We start from the raw sequence: 23,803 nt of genomic DNA, 5'->3' as shown, positions 1-23,803 counted from the left end.
GCTCCCTACGATGGTAAATCGCCTCAGCTGTTTGTTCCCTGCGGCTGCTCCACACGATTTGCCATCCTTTCCGCCCCCGCGCCCGCGGGGGTTTTTTTGTCTGTTTTCTAGCTAGCGCATCCCACCTTATCAGTATCCTGGTAGTTACTCTTCACTGTCTTCCAGGCGACGATAGAGTGTCCGACGAGCAATGCCCAGCACTTCTGCGGTGCGTCGTTTGTTGCCACCCGTTGCTTCTAATACCTTGTTAATATAGCGCTTTTCAACTTCTTCTAGGCTAGGCCAGCGGATTGGCGTTGCCGAGGGCACCTGGCTCCCTGCCAGCACTTCGCCACTGACGGTAGGCACCAGTGGGGTACCGCTTTCCACCGTTGATTGTTCGCGCAGCCGTTCGGGCAGATCTTTATGGCTGAGCGAGCCATCTTCGCTCAGGGTAACTGCCCGCATGATGGCGTTTTCCAGTTCGCGAACGTTACCGGGATAGGCATAGTTGAGCAGGTTGTTGAGCGCTTCTGGCTCGATTTGCTCGATCTGCTTGCCCTGGGCCTCGGAGTGCTTGTCGATAAGGGCAAAAACAAGGTGCTCAATATCGGTACCGCGCTCGCGTAGCGGGGGAATGCGCAGCGAGAACGTTTCCAAACGGTAGAACAAGTCGCTGCGGAAATTCTCCTGCTCGATTTCCTTCTCCAGGTTGCGGTGAGTCGCAGCGATGATGCGGACATCTACTGGCTCTTCGCGCTCGCCGCCCACTGGGCGCACGGTTTTCTCCTGCAAGGCCCGCAGTAGTTTAGCCTGCAGATTGATGGGCATTTCACCAATCTCATCTAAAAACAGGCTGCCGCCCTGAGCACTTTGAAAGAGCCCTTTGCGCGCCTCATTAGCCCCGGTAAAGGCGCCTTTTACATGACCAAAGAACTCACTCTCCATCAAATCTGCGGGAATGCTCGCACAGTTAACCGGCACAAAGGGTTGGTCATTGCGAGGGCTTTCCTGGTGAATGGCGCGGGCGAGTAACTCTTTGCCGGTACCGCTTTCCCCTAAGATCAAAATGGGGGCATCGCTTTTGGCAAGGCGGGAGGCGTCATGAAACAGTGTCTGCATGACCTGGCTTTTACCCACAATGCCGTGGAAATGGCTGATATCCGTGTCGTGGAAAACCGCCAGGCGTTGGCGTTCCAGCACACGAAATACGGCATCGCGGATGGCATCAAGGTCTAACGGCTTGGTTAAAAAGTCGTCAGCCCCTAGCTTAAGTGCCTCAACCGCCTGATCGATGGTACCGAAAGCGGTAATCACAATAATGCCCAGCTCACTGCCTGCTTGGCGGAGCTGCTGGAGTAGCTGAATGCCGGTCATACCCGGCAGTCGCACGTCGGTAATTACCAGTGAGACGGTGGTGTGGCTTAGTAAGGCGATCGCCTCTTCAGCGCTAGGTACGCCGAGCGTCGTGTAGCCTGCATCCTGCAGTTCTTCTTCTAATAACTCACGTATAGCGGCGTCATCTTCAACCACCAACAAAGGTAAAAGGGGATCCTGTTGGGTCACAAACGTTGTCCTCACGCGGATGCGGTTTCACTAATAGGTAGTGTGATTTCAAATCCAGCGCCGCCAAGGGCGCTGTCAAACACGCCGATCGTACCGCCGTGGTCGTTAATAATGCGATGTACCATAGAGAGTCCCAAACCGCTGCCTTGACCGACCGGTTTGGTGGTGAAAAATGGGTCGAACACTTTGTGATGATGGGCACTGGGTATCCCTGGGCCATCATCTTCCACCCACAGTATTAATTCGTGCTCTTGCTGCTGGGCGCGCACTCGAATTCTGTTCACTTCGGGGGCTTGCGCTGCATTGCGCAGCAAATTGGTCAGCACCTGCACAATTTGTTGGCCGTTGGCGAGTAAGTTGGGTGTCGGCGACGGTAATTCAATGTCTAAACGAATATTGCGTGGCTCCAGCTCGTCTTCAACCAAATCGCTGGCATTCATAATAAGCTGATCAAGCGCCAGTTCGCCTTTCTCTACGTTATGTTGGCGGCCTAATTCCATCAACTGGCGCACAATTTCAACGATGCGCTCGACTTCGCCACGAATACGCCCTAGTCGTGCGCGTTCGTCATCGCCAATCACATCGCGGCGAGCCAAACGCTGGGCCTGGCCATTGATCACCGTTAACGGCGCACCTATCTCATGGGCAACGCCGGCTGCCAATACGCCCAGTTCAGCCAGCTTTTTCGATTTGCGCAGGCGCTTTTCAAGCTCAATTTCGCGCCGTTGGCGATTTTCGATCTCTTGGTCTTTTTCGGCCATCGCATCCAGCATGCCATTCAAACCGGAGGCAAGGTGGCGATATTCGATAGGGCCGTCTTCGGTGGCGCGTTGGCTGCGGTCACCTTTTTCTACCAACTGCATTACGTGCAGCAGCCGGTTAAGCGGGCGCTCGATATGGCGGCGAAACCCCCACCAAATACTAAACACGATTCCGGCGGCGCCAATCACGAACACCAACACGGCCACAATACTGATAAAACCCGTGTAGTTCTCAATACCGGTATTTAGCCGATTAACCTGCAGTACCCCATATACAGTGCCATCTTGTGAGCGCAAGGGTGTCAATGCAGAGTAGTAATTCCATCCATCGTGTTGGCGATAGTTGCTATATAAGTCATCGCGCTCAATGATTTGTTGAATCTCTTCACGGCTGAAAATATCTTTGCCTAGGCCCAGCCCGTAAATATCGCGACCTTGGGTATCGAATACATAGGCCCCGTAAATTCGATGGAAGGAGAACGCCGACTGTAGCGCTTCTTCAAGCGGCGTGTTGCTATCTGGCGTAACCGCGTAGCTGAGCGACGAGCTCAGCGTCCGGGTAATAATCTCGACTTCCGTTTGTAGCTTTGAGCGTACGTTATCTTCGAGCGACTTGATTGCCACTAAGCTAAAAACCACCAGGATGACAAATAGCGGCACAATCACGGTCAAAATAATCAAATTGCGTAGTCGCATGGGGCATCCATGGTGGTTTTAATACGTTTTAATATCAGCCAGTGAATGAAGCGCTACTGGTTCGTTGGCGCTAGGCGGTACAAGCCGCCCTGGGGGGCGTCAGTGAGTAAGTAAATGGCATCATCAGGGCCTTGGCGAACATCGCGAATGCGACCCACTTCGCCTTGTAAAATCAGCTCTTCCTCGGTGACACGGCCCTCTTCCAAGCGCAGGCGCAACAGCTTCTCGCTACCTAGCCCACCGGCTAATAAGTTGCCTTGCCACTCACTAAAGGCGTCGCTAGTCACTTCGGCAAGCCCAGCGGGGGCGAAGCGGCCTTCAAATACATACACTGGATCAACCATGCCGGGGAGCGAATCTTCGCCAATCGGCTCGTTGGTTGCATAGTCATTGCCCTGGCTGACCTTTGGCCAGCCGTAATTATTGCCCGCTTCGATATGATTCAGCTCGTCGCCGGTGCGGGGGCCATGCTCTGACGCCCAGGCTTCGCCGTTACTGAGCACGACCATGCCTTGAATATTGCGATTACCCATGGAGTAAATTTCATCCAGGGTGGTGTCATCACCAACGAAAGGGTTGTCATCGGGAACGCCGCCAGTAGCGGTAAGACGCAGGGTAGAGCCCGCGTGGTCATCGCTTGCCTGGGCGCGGGGCGGTTCACTGCCGCGATCCCCAATACTCATTAGCAGGGTACCGTCGGGCAGCCACGCCAACCGCGAGCCGTAATGGCGGCCCGGCCCAGAGGCGCGATCTTGTTCAAACAAGTGTTCGACCTCTCCTAGCTGGCCATTGTGCCATTTTATTCGCGATAATGCTGAACGGCTGTTATTGCCCTCGGGCTTGCTCCAGGTGAAATAGATCCAATCGTTATCACCCTCGCTATTTCCGCCTTCAAAATCAGGATGTAACGCTATGTCTAGCAAACCGCCCTGGCCCTGAGTACTCACTTCGGGCATGCCTTCCAACGTACTGGCTTCACCGCTTTCGGGGTCGACAAGTTTCAGTTGCCCGCTGCGTTCGCTCACCAAGTAGCGGCCATCGGGTAAAAACGTCACCGCCCAAGGATGCTCAAAACCATCGGCGATACGCTCAATGGAAAGGTTTAAATGGTCGGTTTCCAGCGATTCCTGGACGATTTCCGCATTTGCCGTGTTAATAGCGCCCGCCAGCACTAGCCCACTGATCCTTGCCCAAGCCCCAGGGGGCAGTGGGCGTTGGGTATGATTGTTCATGTGAAGCATAGCGTGCCCTCTGGTGACGTTAATCATTGGCATCCTTGCCAGTAGTCTAGCAGTGACCTTTTAGTCACGTGTGGGTTCCACTATTACATGAGCAGGGCGAGTAGCACGGGTAGGTAAAACAGCGCTAACAACGTTGAGCAGAAGACCAAACTGGCGACATAAACGGGTTCGCGCTGGGCACGCTGAGCAAAGAGATAATTGAATACCGCCACCGGCATACACATTTGCAGCACTAAAATGCTCTGTGCCAGTGGCGGAAGGCCCACCCAGCCAGCGATCAACCAGGCGACCACGGCAGCGAGGGGCACGCGCACCAGGCTAAATCCGAGCCCTGAACGCAGGTTCTTCACCTGAATGCTGGCTAGCGATACGCCCAGAGTAATGAGCATGAGCGGTACCGTGAACCCTGACATTAAGTCCACCGTATTCGCCAACCAGGGCGGCAGGGAAGTGTCCGTCAGCAGCAGCGCCATGGAAATCGCAATAGCGTAAACCGTGGGCGTTTTGGCAAGCGTTTTGAGCGGGTTGCCCTGGCTATTAAGCACCGCGCCTAAGGTGAACTGAAACAGCGAGACAGTCACCATCACCGTGATGCCGTATGCAAACCCGGCACTGCCAAAGGCGTAAAGCACCACCGGTAAGCCCATATTGCCGGTGTTGGGGTACATCATGGGGGCAAGCAGCACTCGCCAACTGCGGCGCAACAGTTTTGCCACCACAAAAGTAGCGGCCCCCATGGTGATAATCACCAGCGCGGCGGCCAGCATCGTCTGGCCAAAGGTGGTGGCATCGATATCGGCACCCGCCAGGGATGCTAATACCAGTGAGGGTGTGCCAATGTTAAACACTAGCCGGGTAATGAAGTCGACCGGGTAGGGATGGCCTAGGCGTACCCACAGGTAGCCGAGCCCTGCACCCGCCAGCACGGGCGCCATGACGGCAAAAAGTTCGGCAAGCATTGGCTGTCCTTGGCAATCGTTAGCCGCCCATTGTCGTTAATAAGCGGGCTAACTGGCAAGGCAAACACTCGAATTAACCTAGACGGCGGCGGCTGACGTGCGCCACGGGGCGGGCACCTGGCTGCGTAAAAACTCTAACAGCGCGTGGGTACGGCGTGATTGATGACCGTAAGCGTAGAGCAACGTGATGGGGAGAGGCACCGGCTCCCAGCCCGGCAGGCAGTTAACCAGTTCGCCTGGATGATGCTGTTCGCGTTTTGCAGTTAACCAGTGTGAGAGCAACCCGATCCCCTGGCTGCGCGCGATGGCATCAATATGCAGGGCAGTAAGGTCTACTCGCAGCCGGGAACGGGGCGGGTTAAAAGCGTACTGGCCATGCTCTTGATGAGTGAGCAGCAGCCCATCAGAGGCAGAACCCAACAGATCTATCCAGGCGTGCTGGTTCAGTTCGTCGGGGTGTTGAGGCGTGCCAGCCGCCGCTAAATAGTGTGGGCTGGCATAAAGCCCGCGGGTTAAATGCCCCAAGCGCTCCTGGTTTAGCCCGCACTCGTGCGTTGGCCCAAGCCAGACATGAACGCTATTGCTGTGCATTTTAGTGGGTGGTGTTTCCCTGGTGTGTAGCGTTAACTCTACCTTGGGGTGGCGGTTTAAGAAGGCATCAATCGTGCCGGGTAACCAGCTGCGTGCCAGGGCACCGTGTACCTCAAGGGTTATTTCGCCGCTAATCTCCTCACGCAGCTCTGCCAGCGCCTCCTGGCTATGAGCCGCCATTGCCAGAAGCTCGGTGCAGTAGTTGTGAAACAGCAGCCCTGCTTCGGTAGGAATTAAGCGGTTGGCCTGGCGGCGCAGCAGAGGCTGGTTAAGCCGGGTTTCGAGCTGGCTGATACGGCGGCTAAGGGTCGATTTGGCTAATCCGAGCTTTTGAGCGCTGCGAGTCAAACTGCCCGTGGTCATCACATCGGCAAAGGCGGTAAGTTCGTCAAAGTCATACATGGTCAGGCCCACGGAAAAGGGTGAGCGCTAATTGTGCCATTTTTCGGTGCGAATGAAAATAATAGGCATTTGTGTTCCGGTATGCTGAACGTACCGTCTCACCCCAGTGTGCAAAGAGTGTGTAAAAATATTAATGCTAATAATTCGCATTTAATAGAGCGAATGCTGACCCACATTGCTCACACACATTGAACACACTATGAAGGACGAAGTTATGTCTCCCTGTTTGCGCCGAACGCTGCTGGCCAGCGCCATCTCTTCCCTTGCCAGTAGCGCATTATGGGCACAAGAAGCACCCCGTTTAGACGATATGGTGGTCACTGCGTCGGGGTTTGAACAGCAGATTACCCATGCGCCTGCCTCTATCAGCGTGGTTTCCCGGGAAGAGTTAGAGCGGGGCCACTATCAAAGTGTCACCGATGCGCTGCGTGACGTGCCCGGTGTGATTATTACTGGCGGGGGCGCTGGGGATAACGGTCAAGATATCTCCATTCGTGGTATGCCTTCCCAGTACACGCTTATCTTGGTGGACGGACGCCCGCAGAATTCCCGCGAGTCCCGACCCAATGGTAGCGCCGGGTTTGAGCAAGACTGGCTGCCACCGCTACAGGCTATCGAGCGCATTGAAGTAGTGCGTGGGCCAATGTCGACGCTCTACGGCTCCGATGCCATCGGCGGGGTAATTAACGTGATTACCCGCAAGGTTGCGCAGGAGTGGCACGGTAATGTTCAACTCGACACCGTGCTTCAGGAAGACAGCGACTCCGGCGATAGCCGTCAGGCTAATTTTTACCTCAGTGGCCCGCTGGTAGGGGATCGTTTAGGTCTTCAGCTCTATGGTCGCGCCTCTCAGCGCGATGAAGACAATATCCTCAACGGCTATGAAGATAAAAGCCTACAAAGCCTTACCGCACGATTTAGCCTTGCCGCATCAAAAAAACACGACTTCACGTTTGAGGCCGGTATCACGGAGCAGGAGCGCGAATCGCTGATGGGCAACTCGGCGCCATCAGAGGGCTGTCGCGGTGGTTGTGAGGATAGCTTCAATGACTATACCCATCAGCACGTTGCGCTAACCCACAGTGGCCGCTTCGATTGGGGTACCAGCGAAACCTACCTGCAGCGTGAGCGCAGCGAAAATAAATCGCGGGATATTGAAATCACCAACACCACCGCCAAAACCAGCGCGGTCATTCCGCTAGGCATGCATATGGTGACGGTAGGCGCTAACTACGAGGAAGAGTCGCTTGACGATAGTACGACGAATCAATTGCCTGGTTCTGATCGCAGTGAGATTGAGAATAGCCAATGGGCACTCTTTGTTGAAGATGAGTGGATGCTTACCGATTCCTGGGCATTGACCGGCGGTTTACGTGTTGATGATGACGACAATTACGGTAGTCATTTAAGCCCGCGTCTTTACAGCGTGTGGAATATGACGCCTGATTGGACGTTGAAAGGCGGCGTTTCAACCGGTTATCGAGCGCCTAACCTGCGCGAGATTACTCCCGACTGGGGACAGGTCAGCCGTGGTGGCAATATTTACGGTAATCCTGACCTTGAGCCAGAGACCTCGCTCAATAAAGAGCTGGCCCTGCTTTATGCCAACGACTCTGGCTTGAATGGCAGCGTCACGGTATTCCATAACGACTTTGACGATAAAATTACGCGCATTGCTTGCCCCATCGATATCTGTACGGATGGCGCTAACGATTATGGTAGCGACCCGACTTACCGCGTCAACGTGGATGAAGCGGTGACTCAGGGCGTAGAGGCGAGTGTGGCTGCGCCGTTAACCGATACCGTTGAGCTAACGGCCAGCTACACCTATACCGATAGCGAGCAAAAAAGCGGTGAGTATGCAGGCGAGCCGTTAACACAGCTGCCTAAGCACCAGGTATCCGCCTCGTTAGATTGGCAAGTCTCTGCCAAGTTGAGTCAATGGACAAAAGTCACTTACCGCGGCGAAGAGAGCCAACCGACTACCGGCCCTTCGCAAAGCTCCATCGTGGCCCCTTCCTACACCTTTGTAGATGCAGGTATTGGCTACCAGCTAAATGAATCGACTCAACTGAACGCGGGTATCTACAACCTGTTCGACGAAGCGATTGACTACGATGAGTACGGCTATGTGGAAGATGGCCGCCGGGTTTGGTTAGGTCTCAACGTCGCCTTCTAAACGCTAGGTTCCCGTTATAAACGCAGTACAGCAGCGGCTATCCAGCGATAGCCGCTTTTTTGGCTGCTAGGCAAGGAGAGGAGAGTCAGCAAAAAAGCCCCAGCGCATGGCCGGGGCAGAAATCAGCATTGAAACAGTAGCGAGCTGAAATTGATTAGAACTCGTAGCGGGCGGATAGCCACAAACGGCGACCTTCTTCGCTATTGGCGTAAACGTTGCCAAAGCTGGAGCCATCGCCGTAGGCGCGGTAGTCGACAAAGTCTTTGTCAAACAGGTTATAGATCGTCGCGCTCAGATTAAGCTGATCGGTGACCGCGTAATTACCGCCCAAGTGAAACAGCGAATAGGCTTTAAAGTCGCCCAGGTCATCAAACGAGGGGGCACCGCGGACGCTTTCGCGGTTACGGTAGCGTTCGCTGCGGTACTCAGCGGAGAGCCAGGTATCCAGCTTTGCCGTTGTCTGCCAGCGCAGGGTGGCGTTAATGGCGTGTTCCGGGGTATCTGTCAGCGGCTCGCCCTTGTTATCGCCACTCTTCTGTTCGCTATCGGTGTAGGTGTAATTGGCGTTGACGCGCCAATTGGGAGCGAACTGGTAGCCAGTAGAGAGCTCAACCCCTTGGGTGATCGCTTCATCGATATTGATATCCTGGCTATACAGGCCGTCAGGAATCAGCGGGTCGTTTTCCACCAAGATATCGCTGCCGCTGGCAATCTTATCGTCAAACTGGTTATGGAACAGTGTGGCGCTGGCGGTAAAGCCTTGCTGGTTATCGTAATGGGCGCCGATCTCGCTACTAGTGCTGGTTTCAGGCTCAAGATCCGGGTTACCAATGGTCAGCACGGTGCCTTGGCCGGTGACGCCGTTGATGCCATCGTGCAAATCATTAAGCGTGGGCGTTTTATAGCCGCGGCTCACGCCACCTTTTAATGTCCAGTTGGGCGTCGTGTTCCACACCAAGTAGCCGCGCGGGCTGAACTGGCTGCCAAAGGCATCGTGGTGATCGTAACGGCCACCTAGGGTCAGGGCCAAATCGTCCCGTAGTAGCCACTCATCTTCCGCAAATAGCGACCAGGTGGTTTGGGCAAAGGTCTCACCGGCCAAGCCGTCGTCAAGCTCGGCATCCCACCACTGCATACCCACGGTGGCCATATGGTTGTCTAGCGGCATGATGAATTTGCTGTCGAGCACGGTATTGGTGGTTTCCAGCTCCCGCGGCGCACCGCCGACAATGCTGGGAAAGCCTTCGTAAGCGACGCCCACATCACCAGGAATCGTGCGTCCTTTGGTTTCGGTGGTATTGCGCATCAGGCTGGATTCCAACGTACCCGAGGCAAAACGTCCGGTGTGGCCAATGGCGATTTGCTCGCGCTCAAAACGGAGTTCATCCGAATAGCCGGTGGCGCTGCCAGGGTCGGGCGCGCAGCTGCGGGTGCGGCCATCCAGGGTGCCTAGCTGGCACTCATCGTTGTTATAGCGCTGACGATTGACTTCACCATCTAGCCACAGGTCATGGCTATCAGAGGGTGTCCAGGTTAGCTTGCCGCCGATGTTGTAGGTATCGCCTTCCACCGGGCTGGGGCCGCGCTGGCTAACCTCAATAGGATTGCCGTCACCGTCGGTGTAGGTGAGTTCAGAAGCATCGCGCTCATAAACCCGCCCGCGCAGTTGCAGGCCAAGGGTATCTTCCACCAAAGGGCCACTGGTATACAGGTTGATCTCGCGCCGATCGCCAAAATCACGATCTTCGTTAAAGGTGTTTTCGACCCCGATAGAGCCAGTCCACTCGCGGCCAACCCGACGGGTAATAATGTTGATTACCCCGCCCATGGCGTCAGAGCCATACAGTGTCGACATCGGCCCACGAATAACTTCAATACGCTCAATGCTGGAAATGGGCGGAAAGAAGCTGGTGGACGTTTCGCCAAAGCCGTTGGGCGTCACGCTACCGGCAGTATTCTGGCGGCGGCCGTCAATCAGGATCAGCGTGTAGTCGCTGGGCATGCCACGGATACTAATGTTGCTACCACCGGTTTTGCCCACTGAGCCGCCGACATCCACCCCCTCAACGTTGCGCAGGGCATCAGCAATACTGGTAACCCGTTGGCGCGAAAGCTCCTCGCGGGAGATCACCGAAATGCTGGCGGGGGCATCGACCATCGCCTGTTCAAACCCGCTGGCCGAGACAACGATATTGTCCAGCTGTTGATCTTCTTGAGCGGTGGCTGTGCCTGCAGAAACAGCAAACGTGACGGCGCTAGCCAGAACAGAGCGAGTAAAGCGTGGCATGTCATTCCCTCTTGGTTACGATAATTATTAGCCAATGATATTAATTATCAAATAAAGGCGGGAGTCTAAAAAGAAAAGTTCCCAAACGCGAGGGAATGATTGAGGAACGTTACGTTGCGCATACTGAAACAGTGAGGGGGTGGAGGAGTTGCAGGAAATGGAACACGCCATTCGCTGGAATAGTAGTGCAAGCGCTTTTGAGAATCGTTATTATCCTTGCCAAGGTACCGTATTGAGAGAAACTTATGCTGGTTAAAACGACATCAATGGCCGCCATCCTCGCTAAGAGCGGGCGTTTAGGTATGGTCGGCGTATTGCTAAGTATTTTTGTGGCAGGCACTGCGCAAGCGCGCACGCTGGAAACCGCCTTTGGCGACGTAGACGTTGAGGGAACCCCAGAGCGCGTCGTAACACTCTACGAAGGCGCTTTGGACGCTGCCGTAGCGGCAGGCGTGAACCCGCTAGGCGCTGTGACTACGCGTGGTGGCGACAACGTGGCAAGCTACATTGAAGCGCATCTTGGTGAAAACCCGCCGGCGATTATGGGCGTGGTGCGTGAGATCAATATCGAGGCCGTGCTGGCGCAGCAGCCGGATCTGATTTTGGCACCCGCCCAGCTCTCTGATGAGCAGTATCAACTGCTGTCACGTATTGCGCCCACGGTGGTGCCACCGACCCAGCCACTGGCGCCGGATAATTGGAAAGCAGAAGCCCGCCTTTACGGCGAAGCGCTCAATCGCCAAGCTGCCATTGCAGAAGCGATTGAGGCCGTTGAACAACGCGCCGCCGAGGTCGCTAAGGCAGTGGAAGAGGCCAGTGTGGGGGGGAGCGCCTTCTTGGTGCGCTGGATGCCCGGTGGCCCCATGGTGATGTCGGAAAACCTTTTCTCTGCAGGTTTGTTAGCCCAGGCGGGCCTGGATGTTCAGGACGCTGGCCTGGTCGGCGAGCGCGGTGTGCATAGCGATGTGCTCAGCCTGGAAAACCTTTCCCAAGTGGACGGTGACTGGCTATTTCTGGCAACGCTCAACGAAGATGGTCAAGCGGCGGTGGACGCAGCCAAGCAGAGCAGCGCCTTTACGCGCCTAAACGTAGTACAGCAAGAGCACGTAGTGCCGGTGGATGGTCAACTATGGACAAGTGCCAATGGCCCGTTGGCCGCCCAGGCGATTCTTGACGATATAGAGGCAGCGCTGTTGCCGTGACGGTTCCACGTTTTGCAACGCCTAACGTTAGGCGTGCTACTCCCCGTACGTTAATGCTGCTACTTCTCACCGCCCTTGTGGCGGTGAGTCTCGTTAGTCTATTAATCGGTGCGGGTAGCGTTGGCCCGGGTAGGGCCCTGGCGCTACTGAGCGGTGCCCAGGACAGTGAAGCACGCTTCATCGTCTGGGAACTGCGCGCACCGCGCACCTTGATTGGTATTGTCGTGGGCATGGCATTAGGCGTTGCTGGTGCCCTGTTGCAAGCGGTGGCACGCAACCCGCTGGCTGAACCGGGGCTTTTAGGGGTTAGCGCGGGGGCGGCATTTGCCGTGGCGCTGGCCTTAGTGCTGGGTGCCAGCGCCGCCACGTTACGCATTTCAGTCGCGCAGTTAGGTGCGCTGGTGGGCTGCGTGTGCGTATTGAGCGTGGCGCGCTTTCGCGGTGTGGGTAACGACCCCGTCCGGCTCGTGCTTGCCGGGGCTGCGTTCTCTGGCCTGTTGGCGTCATTAACCTCATTGATACTGCTTTACGACCAGCGTGCCGCTGATGAAATTCGTTTCTGGGTGATTGGCAGCTTGGCAGGCCGCCGCTTGGACGACCTGCTTGCCGTGCTGCCCAGTATGCTGGTCGCGTCAGTGATGGTTGCGCTGATTGCTCGGCCGTTAGCTGCCCTGGCACTAGGCGAACGAGTGGCCTCTGGTTTGGGCCACCACCCCAACCTCATTCGTTGGTTGGTCATCGCCTGCGTGGCGCTGTTGGTGGGTGCTGCCACCGCTATCGCCGGGCCTATTGCCTTTGTTGGGTTGGTGGTGCCGTTTGTCGCACGGGCTTTTGCCGGGCCTGATATTCGTCGCACGCTATGGTTTTGTCTGCCCATCGGGCCGCTGATCGTCCTCGCGGCCGATATCATCTCTCGGGTGGTGGTTGCTCCATCGGAACTACCGTTGGGCGTACTCACTGCGCTGTGCGGCGCACCTGTACTGATAGCGGTTGTTCGTGCACGCCGCCTACCGATGCTGTGAATTCGCTAATGAAAACCACGCAGATAAAAAGCTCGTCTATGCCTTTCTCCCCGGAAGACCAGTTCCGCGCGGACGGCAATAACAACGTACCGCCACCGCAAGGTTACTGGCGATTCGCCTGGCGAAGCGGGAACGGTGCGAACAGCCTGTTGTTTGAACAGCGTGCGGTGGTCGTTAACCTGGGTCTGTTTGGCGCGTTACTGCTTGCCAGCGTCATTTACCTAAGTCTGGGCAGCGTTAAGGTCGCGCCAACGGCGGTGCTGCAGGCACTGTTTGGCAACGCAGATATAATGGCGAGCTTTGTAGTGCAGGAGCTACGCTTGCCGCGTTTGGCCGCAGCCGCTAGTACCGGGGCGGCCTTCGCGTTAGCGGGCATTCTGATGCAAACCCTGGCCCGCAATCGCTTGGCAACGCCGGGTATTATCGGCATTGATAATGGCGCGACAGCGTTTGCAGTGGCATCCATTGTAGGCCTTGGTGTTTCCATTGCGCCGCCTGCCATGGCGTTAGCAGGGGCAACCACCGCTGCGGTACTCACCTTCGGGCTCGCCGCGGGCAACGGCACCCAGGGCTATCGCTTTATCGTGGCGGGGATTGGCGTGGGCGCGGTGTTTGGCGCGATAACTCAGTTGATGCTGGCGCGAGTCGCCATTGATACCGCCAATGCCGCTTACCCATGGACGGTGGGGTCGCTCAGTGCCCGCCCCAGCGGCGCACTGCAATTACTCATGCTCGGGTTGGTGTTAGGGCTGGCCACTGCCATGGCGTTAGCCCGTTCGCTAACGCTACTGCGTTTTAAGGATGCTACCGCTAGTGGGCTAGGCGTGAACGTCAAGCGACGCCGGTTGGAAGTGCTGCTGCTATCTGTCGCCTTGACGGGGTTGGCGGTCGCTGTTGCCGGGCCGGTGGGCATGGTGGGGTTGATTGGGCCGGAGATTGCCCGGTCGCTTGCGAGTTCGCGCAGCGTGCCTGTTTTGGCGGCCACCCTGGCGGGGGCGTTGGTGATGGTACTCGCCGATTTGGCCGGGCGTACGCTGCTGGCGCCTATCGAGATTCCCGTCGGTATCGTTACCGCCGTGGTCGGCGGGCCCTGGTTACTTTGGATATTAATGCGCCCGCAACGGAGCTTCACATGAGCCAATCTCCAACACCCAGCATGCCGTCTCTTGCCACGCAGTCGCTCGGCATGAGTTATGGCACCCGGCAGGTGATCGATGGCTTGGATATCACCCTGCCCAGCGGCCAAGTGACCGCCATTGTGGGCCCTAACGGCTGCGGAAAATCGACGTTGTTGGCCGGGCTTGCTCGTTTACACAAACCTGATAGCGGTGCTGTATTGCTTGATGGCGCCGATATTCAGCGCCTGCCTACGCGCCAGTTGGCCACTCAACTGGCGCTACTGCCCCAGGAGGCCGTCGCACCGGAGGGGCTCACTGTGACCGAGCTGATTCGTTTTGGTCGCCAGCCCCACCAAGGCTGGCTGCGCCAGTGGTCAGCAGAAGACCAGCGCGTGGTGCAGCACGCGCTAGCGGCGGCAGGGCTTGAACAACTCGCTGACAGACCGATTGATGCGCTCTCCGGTGGCCAGCGTCAGCGCGCCTGGATCGCCATGACTATCGCCCAACAAACCCCGCTGCTGCTGCTGGATGAACCCACCTCCGCGCTGGATCTGGGCCACCAGATAGAAGTGTTCGAGCTGGTGAAGCATCTTGCTCACCACGGCCGTACCGTGGTGATGGTGCTGCACGATCTCGCCAGCGCCTGCCGCTACGCTGACCATCTCATCGCCATGCGCGAAGGTCAGATTATCGCGGCTGGGGCTCCGGCTACGGTGGTTACGCCTGACCTGGTGCGAACGCTCTATCAAGTAGAGTGCACGCTACTCACCGACCCAGATACCGGCAGCCCGTTGCTGGCCAATGTGCGCCGCTCCCCGGCGCCTGCTTAACTCCCCAAGCATTAACGCGTTGAGCCTTCGCCGTGAATTCATTACGCTAGCGCCTACCTAATTGGCCTACAACCACCTCAGTAAGGAATGCTCGTGGCTCCTTCTCCGCCCCGTTCTAAGAATCAGAGCTTTCAAGCCCTGGTGCGGCTACTCCGCTACGCCAAAGGCTATCGTCGGCGCATCATTGCCGCCACCGCCTGCTCGATTATCAATAAGCTGTTTGATATCGCCCCAGAAATTCTGATTGGTGTCGCCATTGATGTAGTGGTCAACCAAGAGCAGAGCTTTGTGGCCAGCCTGGGGTTTGAAACGCCTCAACAGCAGATCACCATGCTAGCGGTGCTGACGTTTGTTATCTGGGCGGGGGAGTCACTGTTTGAGTACCTGTTTCAAATCCTATGGCGCAACTTAGCCCAACGTTTACAAGCGGATATGCGCCAGGATACCTATGAGCATGCTCAGCGGTTGGATATGGCGTTCTTTGAATCAAGAAGCTCCGGCCAGCTCGTGGCCACCATGAACGACGACGTTAATCAGCTCGAGCGCTTTCTGGACGGTGGCGCCAACGCGATGGTTCAGGTAGTGGTGACGGTGGTGGTGATTGGCGCGGTATTCTTTGTGCTTTCGCCGCTGATTGCGCTGCTGGCGTTTACACCGATTCCGCTGATCATTTGGGGCGCGTTCTTCTTCCAGCGTAAAGCTGGGCCGCTCTACAGCGACGTGCGTGAAAAGGTGGGCGATTTAGCCAGCCGTTTATCCAACAACCTAAGCGGTATCGCAACGATTAAAAGCTTTACCAGCGAAGACCGCGAAGCTGAACGCCTGCGCGAGGCCAGCGAAGCCTACGTAGACGCCAACAGAAGGGCGATCAAGGTTAGCTCCGCGTTTATTCCAGTGATCCGCATGGCGATTTTGGCGGGCTTTCTGGCCACCTTTACTGTGGGCGGCATGATGGCGCTCAACGGCTCGCTGAATGTGGGTGCGTACGGTGTGTTGGTATTCCTGACGCAGCGGCTGCTCTGGCCGCTCACCGGTCTGGCGCAGGTGATCGACCTGTTCGAGCGCGCCATGGCCAGCACGCGGCGGATTCTCGATCTACTTGAAGTGCCGATTACCGTTAAAGACGATAGCACCACTCCGCTCGCTCAGCCGGTGCGCGGCGAAGTGACCATCGACAATGTGAGCTTTCACTACGCCACCAGTGGCGTTGGCGTGGAAAACATTCATTTACACGCACCTGCAGGCAACACTCTGGCATTAGTAGGCGCGACCGGCTCGGGCAAATCGACCCTGATCAAGCTACTGCTGCGCTTTTACGACCCGGAAAACGGGCGGGTATTCATCGATGGCCAGCCGATTACCGACGTCAGCATGAACTCACTACGCCAGTCGATTGGCCTGGTCAGCCAGGATGTTTACCTGTTTGAAGGCAGCATTCGCGACAATATCGCCTACGGTAAGCCCGAGGCGGATGAAGCTGAAATTATCGACGCTGCCAAAACCGCCGAGGCGTGGAGCTTTATCGAGACGTTGCCCCTAGGGTTAGATACGCCGGTAGGGGAGCGGGGCGTGCGGCTTTCTGGCGGCCAACGCCAGCGGCTTTCCTTAGCGCGGGCGCTGCTTAAAGACCCGCCTATTTTGGTGCTGGATGAAGCCACCAGCGCGGTGGACAACGAAACCGAAGCGGCCATCCAGCGCTCGCTTAAGCGCATCGCCCATGGCCGCACGGTGATTATGATTGCCCACCGGCTTTCTACCATCGTGCATGCCGATGAGATCGTAGTGATCGAGAAAGGCCAAGTGGCCGAGCGCGGCACCCATTCCAGCCTATTGGCAGCGAACGGCCACTACGCCGCCCAGTGGCGGGTACAAACCGGCGAAGCCCAGGCGGGGGATGTGGAAGCAGTTAGTAGCCTTTAACGACTACCGATTAACTATTACCTATTAACCAGGAGCGCATTGAGGGTGACGGGCACATGCTCGTCAATCTCCTGGTAGCCTAGTAATGACATCACGGTGCGCACCGTGCTGTTGGCCATCAGCGCTCGGCCATCCATCGCCATGGGCTCCGCGTGGGTTACGCGTATCTCGTTCAAGCCTTCACGAGTAAACCGCAGCGGCACGGATTCCTGTTGGTTTACCATGTCTGATTGAACGCTAAATGTCAGCGTCTCCACCAGGGATTCGCCAATATCCAAACCGTCCAACCGCTCTGGCGGCATTTGCGCCTCTAGCGTCACCAAGGTGGTGTTCGCCAGCAAGCCTATCCAAGGTGGCAGCTCACCAAAGCGTTCCAGCACATCCGTTTGGCTAAGTTTTAACGGCAAGCGCAGGGTGCCATCACTGGAGATATCTCCCTGTAGATCGCGCACTTGATGGTGATGCGTTTGCGGTGTTTCGCCGTTCAACTGAGTAATCGATGCCTGAACCCGCGACTGGCCAGGATCAAGCTGCCAGTCAGCGTGCACGGGCAGCGCCAACAATAAGGGGAATAGAGCAATCAATGCTTTCACAGCGCGTCTCCGCATAAAGAACTACTCACCAGACTGCCCAATCCACATAAAGTGCCGTAATGACATCAAGATAGCGCAAAGGGGCTAGCCTCACCCGGCCACATTCGCTATGATATGCACGCTTTTCGGGCCTATAGCTCAGTTGGTTAGAGCAGGGGACTCATAATCCCTTGGTCGTAGGTTCAAGTCCTACTGGGCCCACCATTTCTATATTTACCTATTTCAAAAGCAGGGAGTAATTAGTCCCTGGAGCTGCTGTATATCTGATTCTAGTTACGCCCTGCGCACGTCTAAAACTTTCAAGTCCCCCAATATTACCCAACCCACCAGCGCCAACCCGCAGCGCAAAGCATACCCATGGCAATCGATACCAGCGGGCTTCTCAATACTACCGCCACCGTGCCAGCGGCAATGGCCGCGAGCCGAACGCCGCCGTCACCATGCACGATGATAGGCGTAATAACGGCAATCAGGACTGAGCTAGACATGGCATCGACGAATCGCCGCACGCGTGGACTTAGCGGCACACGCGACATGATTAGCAGCCCCAGCACTCTGGAGCCATAAGCAATTACCACCATTAGCATGATAGCTATCAACGACTGCCACACGGGTGATGAGCTCATGAGGCGCTTTCCCTTAACCAGCGCCCGGGTAATAATACGGCCACCACGCCACCAGTAATGGCACCCACCATCACATGTAGGTAAGGCGGCAACCACCAGTACGCCATTAATGCACTAGCCGCTGCTGCCAGCCAGGGTAGGGCCATTGCCGCTCTTGGGTTTCCACCTACAACGATCATCAACAGAAAGCACAGCATGATCACATCAAGGCCGAAGCGTTCAGGCTCGGTAATGCCTCCGCCAAAGGCTAACCCTATTGCGGTGCCCGCGACCCAGGCTCCCCATAGCGCTATCCCGCCACCTAGAAGAATGCCCAGGTTTCGCTCGCCGCGCTGATACTCTCCCAGCGCCATTGCCCAGTTGGAGTCGGTTAGCAGAATCACCATAGCGAATTGCTGGCGTTGAGGTAACGCCTTGAGCCAGGGATAGAGCGCCGCACTCATTAGCATATGCCGGGTATGAATCGCGAGTGTGACCGCTGCCAGAGCAAGCAGTGGCAGAGGCGAATGCCACATCTCTAGGGCAGCAAATTGCGATGGAGCCGCGAAGACAAACAGGCTCATTAGCATCGCTTCCCAGCCGGCCAACCCTTGGTGCACGGCGGCTACGCCAAACGCCAATCCAAACGCGATCGTAAAAACCGCTAAAGGCAGCATCATGCGAATCCCTCGCCAGGTACCCGCAATATCCAGCCGAGTAGGATTTTCTTTTATTTTCATTGCTTAACCTTTCTATGCGAAGCAGGTCGTATCAAAAACAAACAGACCTGCTTGTTTTTTTATTATTTGAAGTCTAGATTGAATTATGTGCACGCGCCACAGCTGGTGACGTGTCAACAAGATGAAACAATACAACAGAAAAAAACAGCCGATTAAATCGGCCCAGGAAACTATATGAACTTCACTCGTAATACGCTGACACTCGCCGTTGGAGCGCTGGTCTTGCCTGTTGTTGCTTCTTCGGCCCATGCCGCAACTTCCTTTATTGCCAATTCGTTCTACGACCAACAACATCCCCACTCCCGTTACGGTTACATCGAGTGGGCAGAAATGGTCAAGGAACTCTCGAACGGCGAACTGCAACCCGAGGTTTATACCGGCACCGTACTGTTGGCACCACGGGCTAACCTGCAGGGTATCCAGGATAACGTGGTTCAGGTTGCTCACCATGCGGCTATCTACACGCCTTCTGAAATGCCAGTCGCGAATGCCGTGCAGGAGTTAGGGTTTAACTATGATGACCCGCTGATTGGCATACTGGCGGTGACAGACTTCAGCCTTAATAATCCCACTCAGCTAGCCGAGTGGGAGGAGCTGGATATTGTCTACCTGGGCGCCTATAACACGCCTTCCTATGTGCTGTTCTGCCGCGAACCAGTCCGCAATCTGGAAGAGCTACGCGGTAAGCGTATTCGAACGGCTGGCTCGACTGTTTCTGCCTGGGTCGAGCAAGCCGGGGGAACGCCCGTCAATGTGCCTTCCAGTGAGATGTATAGCGGCCTCGATCGTGGCTCGTTGGACTGCGCCTCTAATGCGGCTAACGACTTGATTGACCGGTCATTGTGGGAGGTTGCCGAGCACACCACGTTGCTGCCTACCGGCATGTATTGGTCTGGCCCTCAGTGGGGCTTCAATTCGGGCTTCTGGGCTAGCCTCAACGATGAGGAACGTAATGTCTTCAAAGAAGCGACTGCCAAGGCAATGACCCGCATGATTGTCCAGTATCTGGGCGCTTCTGAAGCCGCACTGGAAGAAGCCGCCTCCCACGGCAACAATATCTACGAGCCCGAAGATGATCTGATGGCTTCCGTGGAGGCTTTCCGCGATGAGGCCTTGGCCAATGTCTACGATAAGGCTCGTGATGAGTACGGCGTTGAAGACCCAGAGGCGCTGATTGATGATTTTATCGCGACCTACGAAAAGTGGGATGCCTTAATCAGCGAGGTTGATCGCGAGGACGAAGAGGCACTGGCCGAACTGGCCATGGAAGAGATCTACAATAAGCTTCCTGCTGACTACGGAATCTATTAACGCTGCAACATTGAGGCCGCCGCATTGAGGCGGCCTAGGCCAAATAAGGGTTCGCTATGACGAAGCGACAGAATCAAGAAGAACGCTCACGCCAAACCCAGGCTCGGGTGACGCAAGCGACTATCGAATGCATTCTCGAGAAGGGCATTCGTGCCACTTCAACGGTAGATGTTGCACGTCTGGCGGGCGTTTCCCGTGGCGCTTTAGTTCACCATTACCCCTCTAAGACATTATTGATGCAGGCGGCGCTTGAGGACTTGCTTAGTCGCGAAGTGGAAAGCGTAAGGGAGATGGCCGTAAAGGTTAAAGCGGGTGAGCTTAACTTTGACAGCCTGCTTAAAGCGCTGCATGAGCACTTCAAGGGTGACCTTTATATGGTGACTCTCGAATACCTCACTAATGCGCGAACCGACCCCGATATCATGAAAGTGCTGATACCGCTGGCAGCAAAGTTCAATGACTCTTTGGAGCAGATTTGGGAGCAGTTAGTCGCCAGTTCCAAGCACACTTCACATCAGAATCGCGTCGCCCTGAATGCCACCTTGTGCATGATGCGGGGTATGGGGGCGCAAAGCATCTGGCGAGATGACCCCGAACTCTACCGCGATATGCTGCTGTTCTGGAAAGAGACCCTGTTAGAACTGGGCTTTTCTGCCCCGGATACGCAGAGGAGTGAGCCCGCATGATGGCCAAACACTTCGAATCACTGAGCCAGTGGGTTGCCAAAAGTGCCATGGTGCTGGCGGCCCTCTTTCTGGTGCTTATGGCACTGCATGTCTCACTCGATGTTGGGCTGCGCTACTTATTCGGAAAGTCGTTTACCGGCACCTTGGAGTTTGTCTCTTTTTACTACATGGTCGCCGTCGTCTTTCTGCCTCTCGCCTATGTGGAGCTTCAGCGGGAACACATCAGCGTGGATGTGCTGGTGGGAAGGCTTCCGCCTATTGCCCAACTAACGCTTTACCTATTTGCCAGCACCCTTGGGTTCCTCTATTTCGGCATGCTCTGCTACCAGAGCTATCTAGATGCCGTTCGCGCTACGGTTCGAATGGAAACGGCCATGGCCAATTTCACCTTCTATCTATGGCCCAGTCGTTGGGCGTTACCGGTTGGCTTTGCAGCTATGTGCCTGGCCATCCTCGCCAACATGATTAAGGCGCTGCAACAACGCCAAGCCCTGTAGGAGTTTCCTAATGAGTAATATCGAGATAGGTGTGGCAGGCATTGCCATCGCCTTGGCCCTTACCGCCCTGCGCGTACCAATCGGCGTGGCACTGGGTTTGGTGTCGATTATCGGCATTGGCGAAATGACCAGCATGCGTGTGGCCTGGGGGATGATTTCGGCCACTCCGTTCGACTTTGCAGGTACCTGGGAACTGACCGCTGCACCTATGTTCCTGTTTATGGGCTATTTGTGTACCAGCACTAATATGACCCAAGGCCTGTTTCATGCCATGCGCCTTTATCTGGCGCGCCTGCCTGGCGGTCTGGCTGTTTCCAGTGTTATGGCCTCTGCCTTCTTTGCTGCAGCCTCCGGCTCTAGCGTCGCAACATCGGCGGCCATGTCGCGGATTGCCGTGCCCGAAATGCTCAAGCATAACTACGACAAGGGGCTGGCCACCGGTACCGTCGCCGCCTCTGGAACACTTGGCTCGCTGATTCCCCCAAGCGTGCTGCTGGTGCTCTATGGCGTTTATGCCCAGGTGTCGGTGGGTCAACTGTTTATGGCGGGATTCATCCCCGGTGTGCTTTCGGCGCTGCTTTACATCGCCATGATTATGGTGCGAACCAAGCTTAGCCCCAGCTTGGCGGGCAACACCGATGTACGCTCTAGCTGGGACGAAAAGTGGGATGCCTTTAAGCATATCTGGCCGTTGCCGTTGCTGATCGGCTCAGTTCTTGGCGGGATTTTTCTGGGTGTTTTTTCACCTACCGAAGCGGGGGCCGTGGGTACAACCATTGCCGCTCTGATTGCTTTGGCACGGCGCACACTAACTTTTTCAGCCATTCGGGAAGCGCTGATTCGCACGGCGGTGAGCACGGCAAGCATCTTTATTATTCTCATTGGGTCGCTGTTTTTCACCCGCTTTCTAGCCATGAGTGGCGTGCCCGCTGCTTTCTCCGAAATAATCCTCGGCGTCAGCACCGAGACCTGGTGGATCATTCTCGCGGTGGCAGTGATCTATCTTGTGCTGGGGATGTTTATCGACTCCATTGGCTTACTGCTCCTCACTCTGCCGTTAATTCTGCCCTTAGTGGAAGGCGCAGACCTCAACTTGATCTGGTTCGGTATCATCGTCGTAAAGCTGCTTGAAGTGGGGTTGGTCACTCCGCCTATCGGGCTCAATGTGTATGTCATCAAAGGTGCCTTGGGCAATAGCGTCACCCTGTCTGAAGTCTTTAAGGGCGTCGCCTGGTTCATCGTCATGGATATTGTTGCCCTGTTATTGATCGTGCTGATTCCAGCGCTTTCGCTCTACCTTCCGCAAAAGATGTTTTAACGCCACTCTCACAAGAACACTCACAAGGAATACTCATGACAACGACACGCTTTATTAATGCCAACGTCATCGACACGCGCAACGGAAAAGTACTCGCCAACCAGCAGGTGCGTATTCAGGATGGCCGTATCGTCGATGTGAGCGATTCGCCGCTAGAGGGCAGTGATGATCACGTCATCGATATTCAAGGCCACTACCTGATGCCTGGTCTGGTTGATTCGCATGTACACGTCACGGCAATTACACCCAATTTTGCTCTGCTTGAGACGCTTTCGCCTTTCTATGTGGGTGCCAAATCAAGCGAGCTGCTGGAAGCTATGTTGATGCGCGGATTCACGACCGTGCGCGATGCTGGCGGTGCAGATTACGGGCTCGCCAAGGCTGTCGATGAAGGTGCCCTGGTCGGCCCGCGTATCATGTACGCCGGGAATGCACTCTCCCAGACCGGCGGCCACGCCGATATGCGCGGCCCAGGCCAACAAACCTTTGAAGGCTGCTTCTGCTGCGCGGGCCTAGGTCGTGTTTGTGACGGTGTTAGTGAAGTACGCCGGGCCGCCCGGGATGAGATCAGAAAGGGTGCCACCCAGATCAAGATTATGGCGTCTGGCGGCGTTTCATCACCTACCGACCGTATCGACAGCACGCAATTTTCGCTTGAGGAAATTGATGCCATTGTGGAAGAAGCCTCCGCCGCCAATATTCATACCATGGCACATGCCTATACGGCGCGCGCTATCAACCGGCTTATCCCCAGAGGCGTCAAGACCATTGAGCACGGCAACCTTATGGACGAGGAGAGCTGTCGGCTATTCCTTGAGTACGACGCTTACCTAACGCCGACTCTCTGCACTTACGATGCCTTAGCGAAGGAGGGCGTCGAAGCGGGCATGGCCGAGCACCTACAACGCAAGGTTTATGATGTGCTGGATGCTGGCGGTAAGGCACTGGAAATGGCTCAACAATACGGTGTCAAGATGCTATACGGCTCTGATCTTCTTGGCCGGATGCAACGCCATCAACTCAACGAATTTCATTTACGCAAAGATGTAGTGCCCACCGACGAGCTGATTCGTGCAGCCACTAGCCACGCCGCCGACGCTTATGGTCACACCGGCGATTTTGGCGAGATTATCCCAGGCGCAAGGGGAGACGTAATCGTGCTTAAAGACAATCCTTTGGACGATATTAATGTTCTTACTCAGCCCGATGAGCAGCTCATGCTAATTATGAAAGGGGGAGTAGCTTACAAAAATGTTCTGTAGTCAGGCTTAATGCTGCTTAATAAAACGCTGCGTAATGA

At 55.9% G+C, this 23,803-nt stretch carries 20 protein-coding genes and 1 tRNA gene; 12 read left to right on the top strand and 9 right to left on the bottom strand.

Going from position 1 to position 23,803, the window contains the following annotated elements; genetic code table 11:
• Positions 1 to 144: 144 nt before the first annotated feature.
• The 5 genes from HALTITAN_RS21550 to HALTITAN_RS21530 form a co-directional block, all read right to left on the bottom strand.
• On the bottom strand, positions 145 to 1,545 hold the full coding sequence (locus tag HALTITAN_RS21550; protein WP_027958616.1) for a sigma-54-dependent transcriptional regulator: 1,401 nt from the start codon (positions 1,543 to 1,545) through the stop codon (positions 145 to 147).
• A gap of 11 nt (positions 1,546 to 1,556) precedes the next feature.
• Positions 1,557 to 3,002 (bottom strand): ATP-binding protein, encoded by a 1,446-nt coding sequence (locus HALTITAN_RS21545; RefSeq protein ID WP_022522398.1) that lies wholly within the window; start codon positions 3,000 to 3,002, stop codon positions 1,557 to 1,559.
• A 53-nt stretch (positions 3,003 to 3,055) separates the two neighbouring features.
• Positions 3,056 to 4,234, bottom strand: a complete 1,179-nt coding sequence (locus HALTITAN_RS21540) for a PQQ-dependent sugar dehydrogenase (RefSeq protein WP_400672456.1) — start codon at positions 4,232 to 4,234, stop codon at positions 3,056 to 3,058.
• Positions 4,235 to 4,326: 92 nt separating this feature from the next.
• On the bottom strand, positions 4,327 to 5,202 hold the full coding sequence (locus tag HALTITAN_RS21535) for an AEC family transporter (protein WP_009288356.1): 876 nt from the start codon (positions 5,200 to 5,202) through the stop codon (positions 4,327 to 4,329).
• A gap of 78 nt (positions 5,203 to 5,280) precedes the next feature.
• Entirely contained in the window at positions 5,281 to 6,195 is a 915-nt protein-coding gene (locus HALTITAN_RS21530) for a LysR family transcriptional regulator (protein WP_035538178.1), read from the bottom strand.
• A gap of 214 nt (positions 6,196 to 6,409) precedes the next feature.
• Between HALTITAN_RS21530 and HALTITAN_RS21525 the strand changes: the two genes are divergently transcribed.
• Positions 6,410 to 8,374 carry a ligand-gated channel protein gene (locus HALTITAN_RS21525; RefSeq protein ID WP_039860508.1) on the top strand — a complete coding sequence of 655 codons (1,965 nt, stop codon included), beginning with the start codon at positions 6,410 to 6,412 and terminating at the stop codon, positions 8,372 to 8,374.
• 154 nt (positions 8,375 to 8,528) lie between these two features.
• Here the strand turns inward: HALTITAN_RS21525 and HALTITAN_RS21520 are convergent, their stop codons facing one another.
• Positions 8,529 to 10,661, bottom strand: coding sequence for a TonB-dependent receptor domain-containing protein (locus tag HALTITAN_RS21520; RefSeq protein WP_009288353.1), 2,133 nt, complete (start codon positions 10,659 to 10,661; stop codon positions 8,529 to 8,531).
• Between the two features lie 302 nt (positions 10,662 to 10,963).
• On the opposite strand from HALTITAN_RS21520, the gene HALTITAN_RS21515 reads away from it, so the two are divergent.
• The 5 genes from HALTITAN_RS21515 to HALTITAN_RS21495 all read left to right on the top strand — a co-directional run bounded on the left by HALTITAN_RS21515 (position 10,964) and on the right by HALTITAN_RS21495 (position 16,753).
• Positions 10,964 to 11,863, top strand: coding sequence for an ABC transporter substrate-binding protein (locus HALTITAN_RS21515; RefSeq protein WP_411572292.1), 900 nt, complete (start codon positions 10,964 to 10,966; stop codon positions 11,861 to 11,863).
• Positions 11,864 to 11,916: 53 nt separating this feature from the next.
• Positions 11,917 to 12,885, top strand: a complete 969-nt coding sequence (locus tag HALTITAN_RS21510; protein ID WP_039860507.1) for a FecCD family ABC transporter permease — start codon at positions 11,917 to 11,919, stop codon at positions 12,883 to 12,885.
• A 38-nt stretch (positions 12,886 to 12,923) separates the two neighbouring features.
• Entirely contained in the window at positions 12,924 to 14,021 is a 1,098-nt protein-coding gene (locus tag HALTITAN_RS21505) for a FecCD family ABC transporter permease (protein WP_051052179.1), read from the top strand.
• The gene (locus HALTITAN_RS21500; RefSeq protein ID WP_039860503.1) at positions 14,018 to 14,833 is read left to right on the top strand and encodes an ABC transporter ATP-binding protein; all 816 of its coding nucleotides are present in this window, start codon (positions 14,018 to 14,020) and stop codon (positions 14,831 to 14,833) included. The genes HALTITAN_RS21505 and HALTITAN_RS21500 overlap by 4 nt, the downstream gene beginning before the upstream one ends.
• A gap of 87 nt (positions 14,834 to 14,920) precedes the next feature.
• Positions 14,921 to 16,753, top strand: coding sequence for an ABC transporter ATP-binding protein (locus tag HALTITAN_RS21495; protein WP_009288352.1), 1,833 nt, complete (start codon positions 14,921 to 14,923; stop codon positions 16,751 to 16,753).
• Between the two features lie 17 nt (positions 16,754 to 16,770).
• On the opposite strand, the gene HALTITAN_RS21490 is transcribed toward HALTITAN_RS21495, so the two are convergent.
• Positions 16,771 to 17,361 carry a hypothetical protein gene (locus tag HALTITAN_RS21490; protein WP_009288351.1) on the bottom strand — a complete coding sequence of 197 codons (591 nt, stop codon included), beginning with the start codon at positions 17,359 to 17,361 and terminating at the stop codon, positions 16,771 to 16,773.
• Between the two features lie 112 nt (positions 17,362 to 17,473).
• On the opposite strand from HALTITAN_RS21490, the gene HALTITAN_RS21485 reads away from it, so the two are divergent.
• Positions 17,474 to 17,550: transfer RNA gene (locus HALTITAN_RS21485), tRNA-Ile, on the top strand.
• 110 nt (positions 17,551 to 17,660) lie between these two features.
• Here HALTITAN_RS21485 and HALTITAN_RS21480 read toward each other — a convergent pair.
• On the bottom strand, positions 17,661 to 17,972 hold the full coding sequence (locus tag HALTITAN_RS21480; protein ID WP_039860500.1) for an AzlD family protein: 312 nt from the start codon (positions 17,970 to 17,972) through the stop codon (positions 17,661 to 17,663).
• Complete coding sequence (locus tag HALTITAN_RS21475; protein ID WP_009288350.1) at positions 17,969 to 18,691, bottom strand: AzlC family ABC transporter permease; 723 nt, start codon at positions 18,689 to 18,691, stop codon at positions 17,969 to 17,971. Before HALTITAN_RS21475 ends, HALTITAN_RS21480 begins: the two co-directional genes overlap by 4 nt.
• Positions 18,692 to 18,865: 174 nt before the next feature.
• Between HALTITAN_RS21475 and HALTITAN_RS21470 the strand changes: the two genes are divergently transcribed.
• Genes HALTITAN_RS21470 through HALTITAN_RS21450 form a run of 5 tightly spaced genes read left to right on the top strand, consistent with a single transcriptional unit; the run spans position 18,866 to position 23,765 of the window.
• On the top strand, positions 18,866 to 20,002 hold the full coding sequence (locus HALTITAN_RS21470; RefSeq protein ID WP_009288349.1) for a C4-dicarboxylate TRAP transporter substrate-binding protein: 1,137 nt from the start codon (positions 18,866 to 18,868) through the stop codon (positions 20,000 to 20,002).
• A 56-nt stretch (positions 20,003 to 20,058) separates the two neighbouring features.
• Positions 20,059 to 20,688, top strand: a complete 630-nt coding sequence (locus tag HALTITAN_RS21465) for a TetR/AcrR family transcriptional regulator (protein ID WP_039860497.1) — start codon at positions 20,059 to 20,061, stop codon at positions 20,686 to 20,688.
• Positions 20,685 to 21,185, top strand: coding sequence for a TRAP transporter small permease (locus HALTITAN_RS21460; protein WP_009288348.1), 501 nt, complete (start codon positions 20,685 to 20,687; stop codon positions 21,183 to 21,185). The genes HALTITAN_RS21465 and HALTITAN_RS21460 overlap by 4 nt, the downstream gene beginning before the upstream one ends.
• 10 nt (positions 21,186 to 21,195) lie before the next feature.
• A complete protein-coding gene (locus HALTITAN_RS21455) occupies positions 21,196 to 22,503 on the top strand; it encodes a TRAP transporter large permease (RefSeq protein ID WP_009288347.1) in 1,308 nt (435 codons plus the stop codon).
• Positions 22,504 to 22,538: 35 nt separating this feature from the next.
• Positions 22,539 to 23,765 (top strand): metal-dependent hydrolase family protein, encoded by a 1,227-nt coding sequence (locus HALTITAN_RS21450; RefSeq protein ID WP_009288346.1) that lies wholly within the window; start codon positions 22,539 to 22,541, stop codon positions 23,763 to 23,765.
• The last annotated feature ends 38 nt before the right edge of the window (positions 23,766 to 23,803 follow it).

Origin of the sequence: Vreelandella titanicae BH1 (assembly GCF_000336575.1) — a bacterium.
GTDB classification, from domain to species: Bacteria; Pseudomonadota; Gammaproteobacteria; order Pseudomonadales; family Halomonadaceae; genus Vreelandella; species Vreelandella titanicae.
Note: the sequence above shows the minus strand (reverse complement) of the source record. Positions and strands in the feature narration are given on the sequence as shown.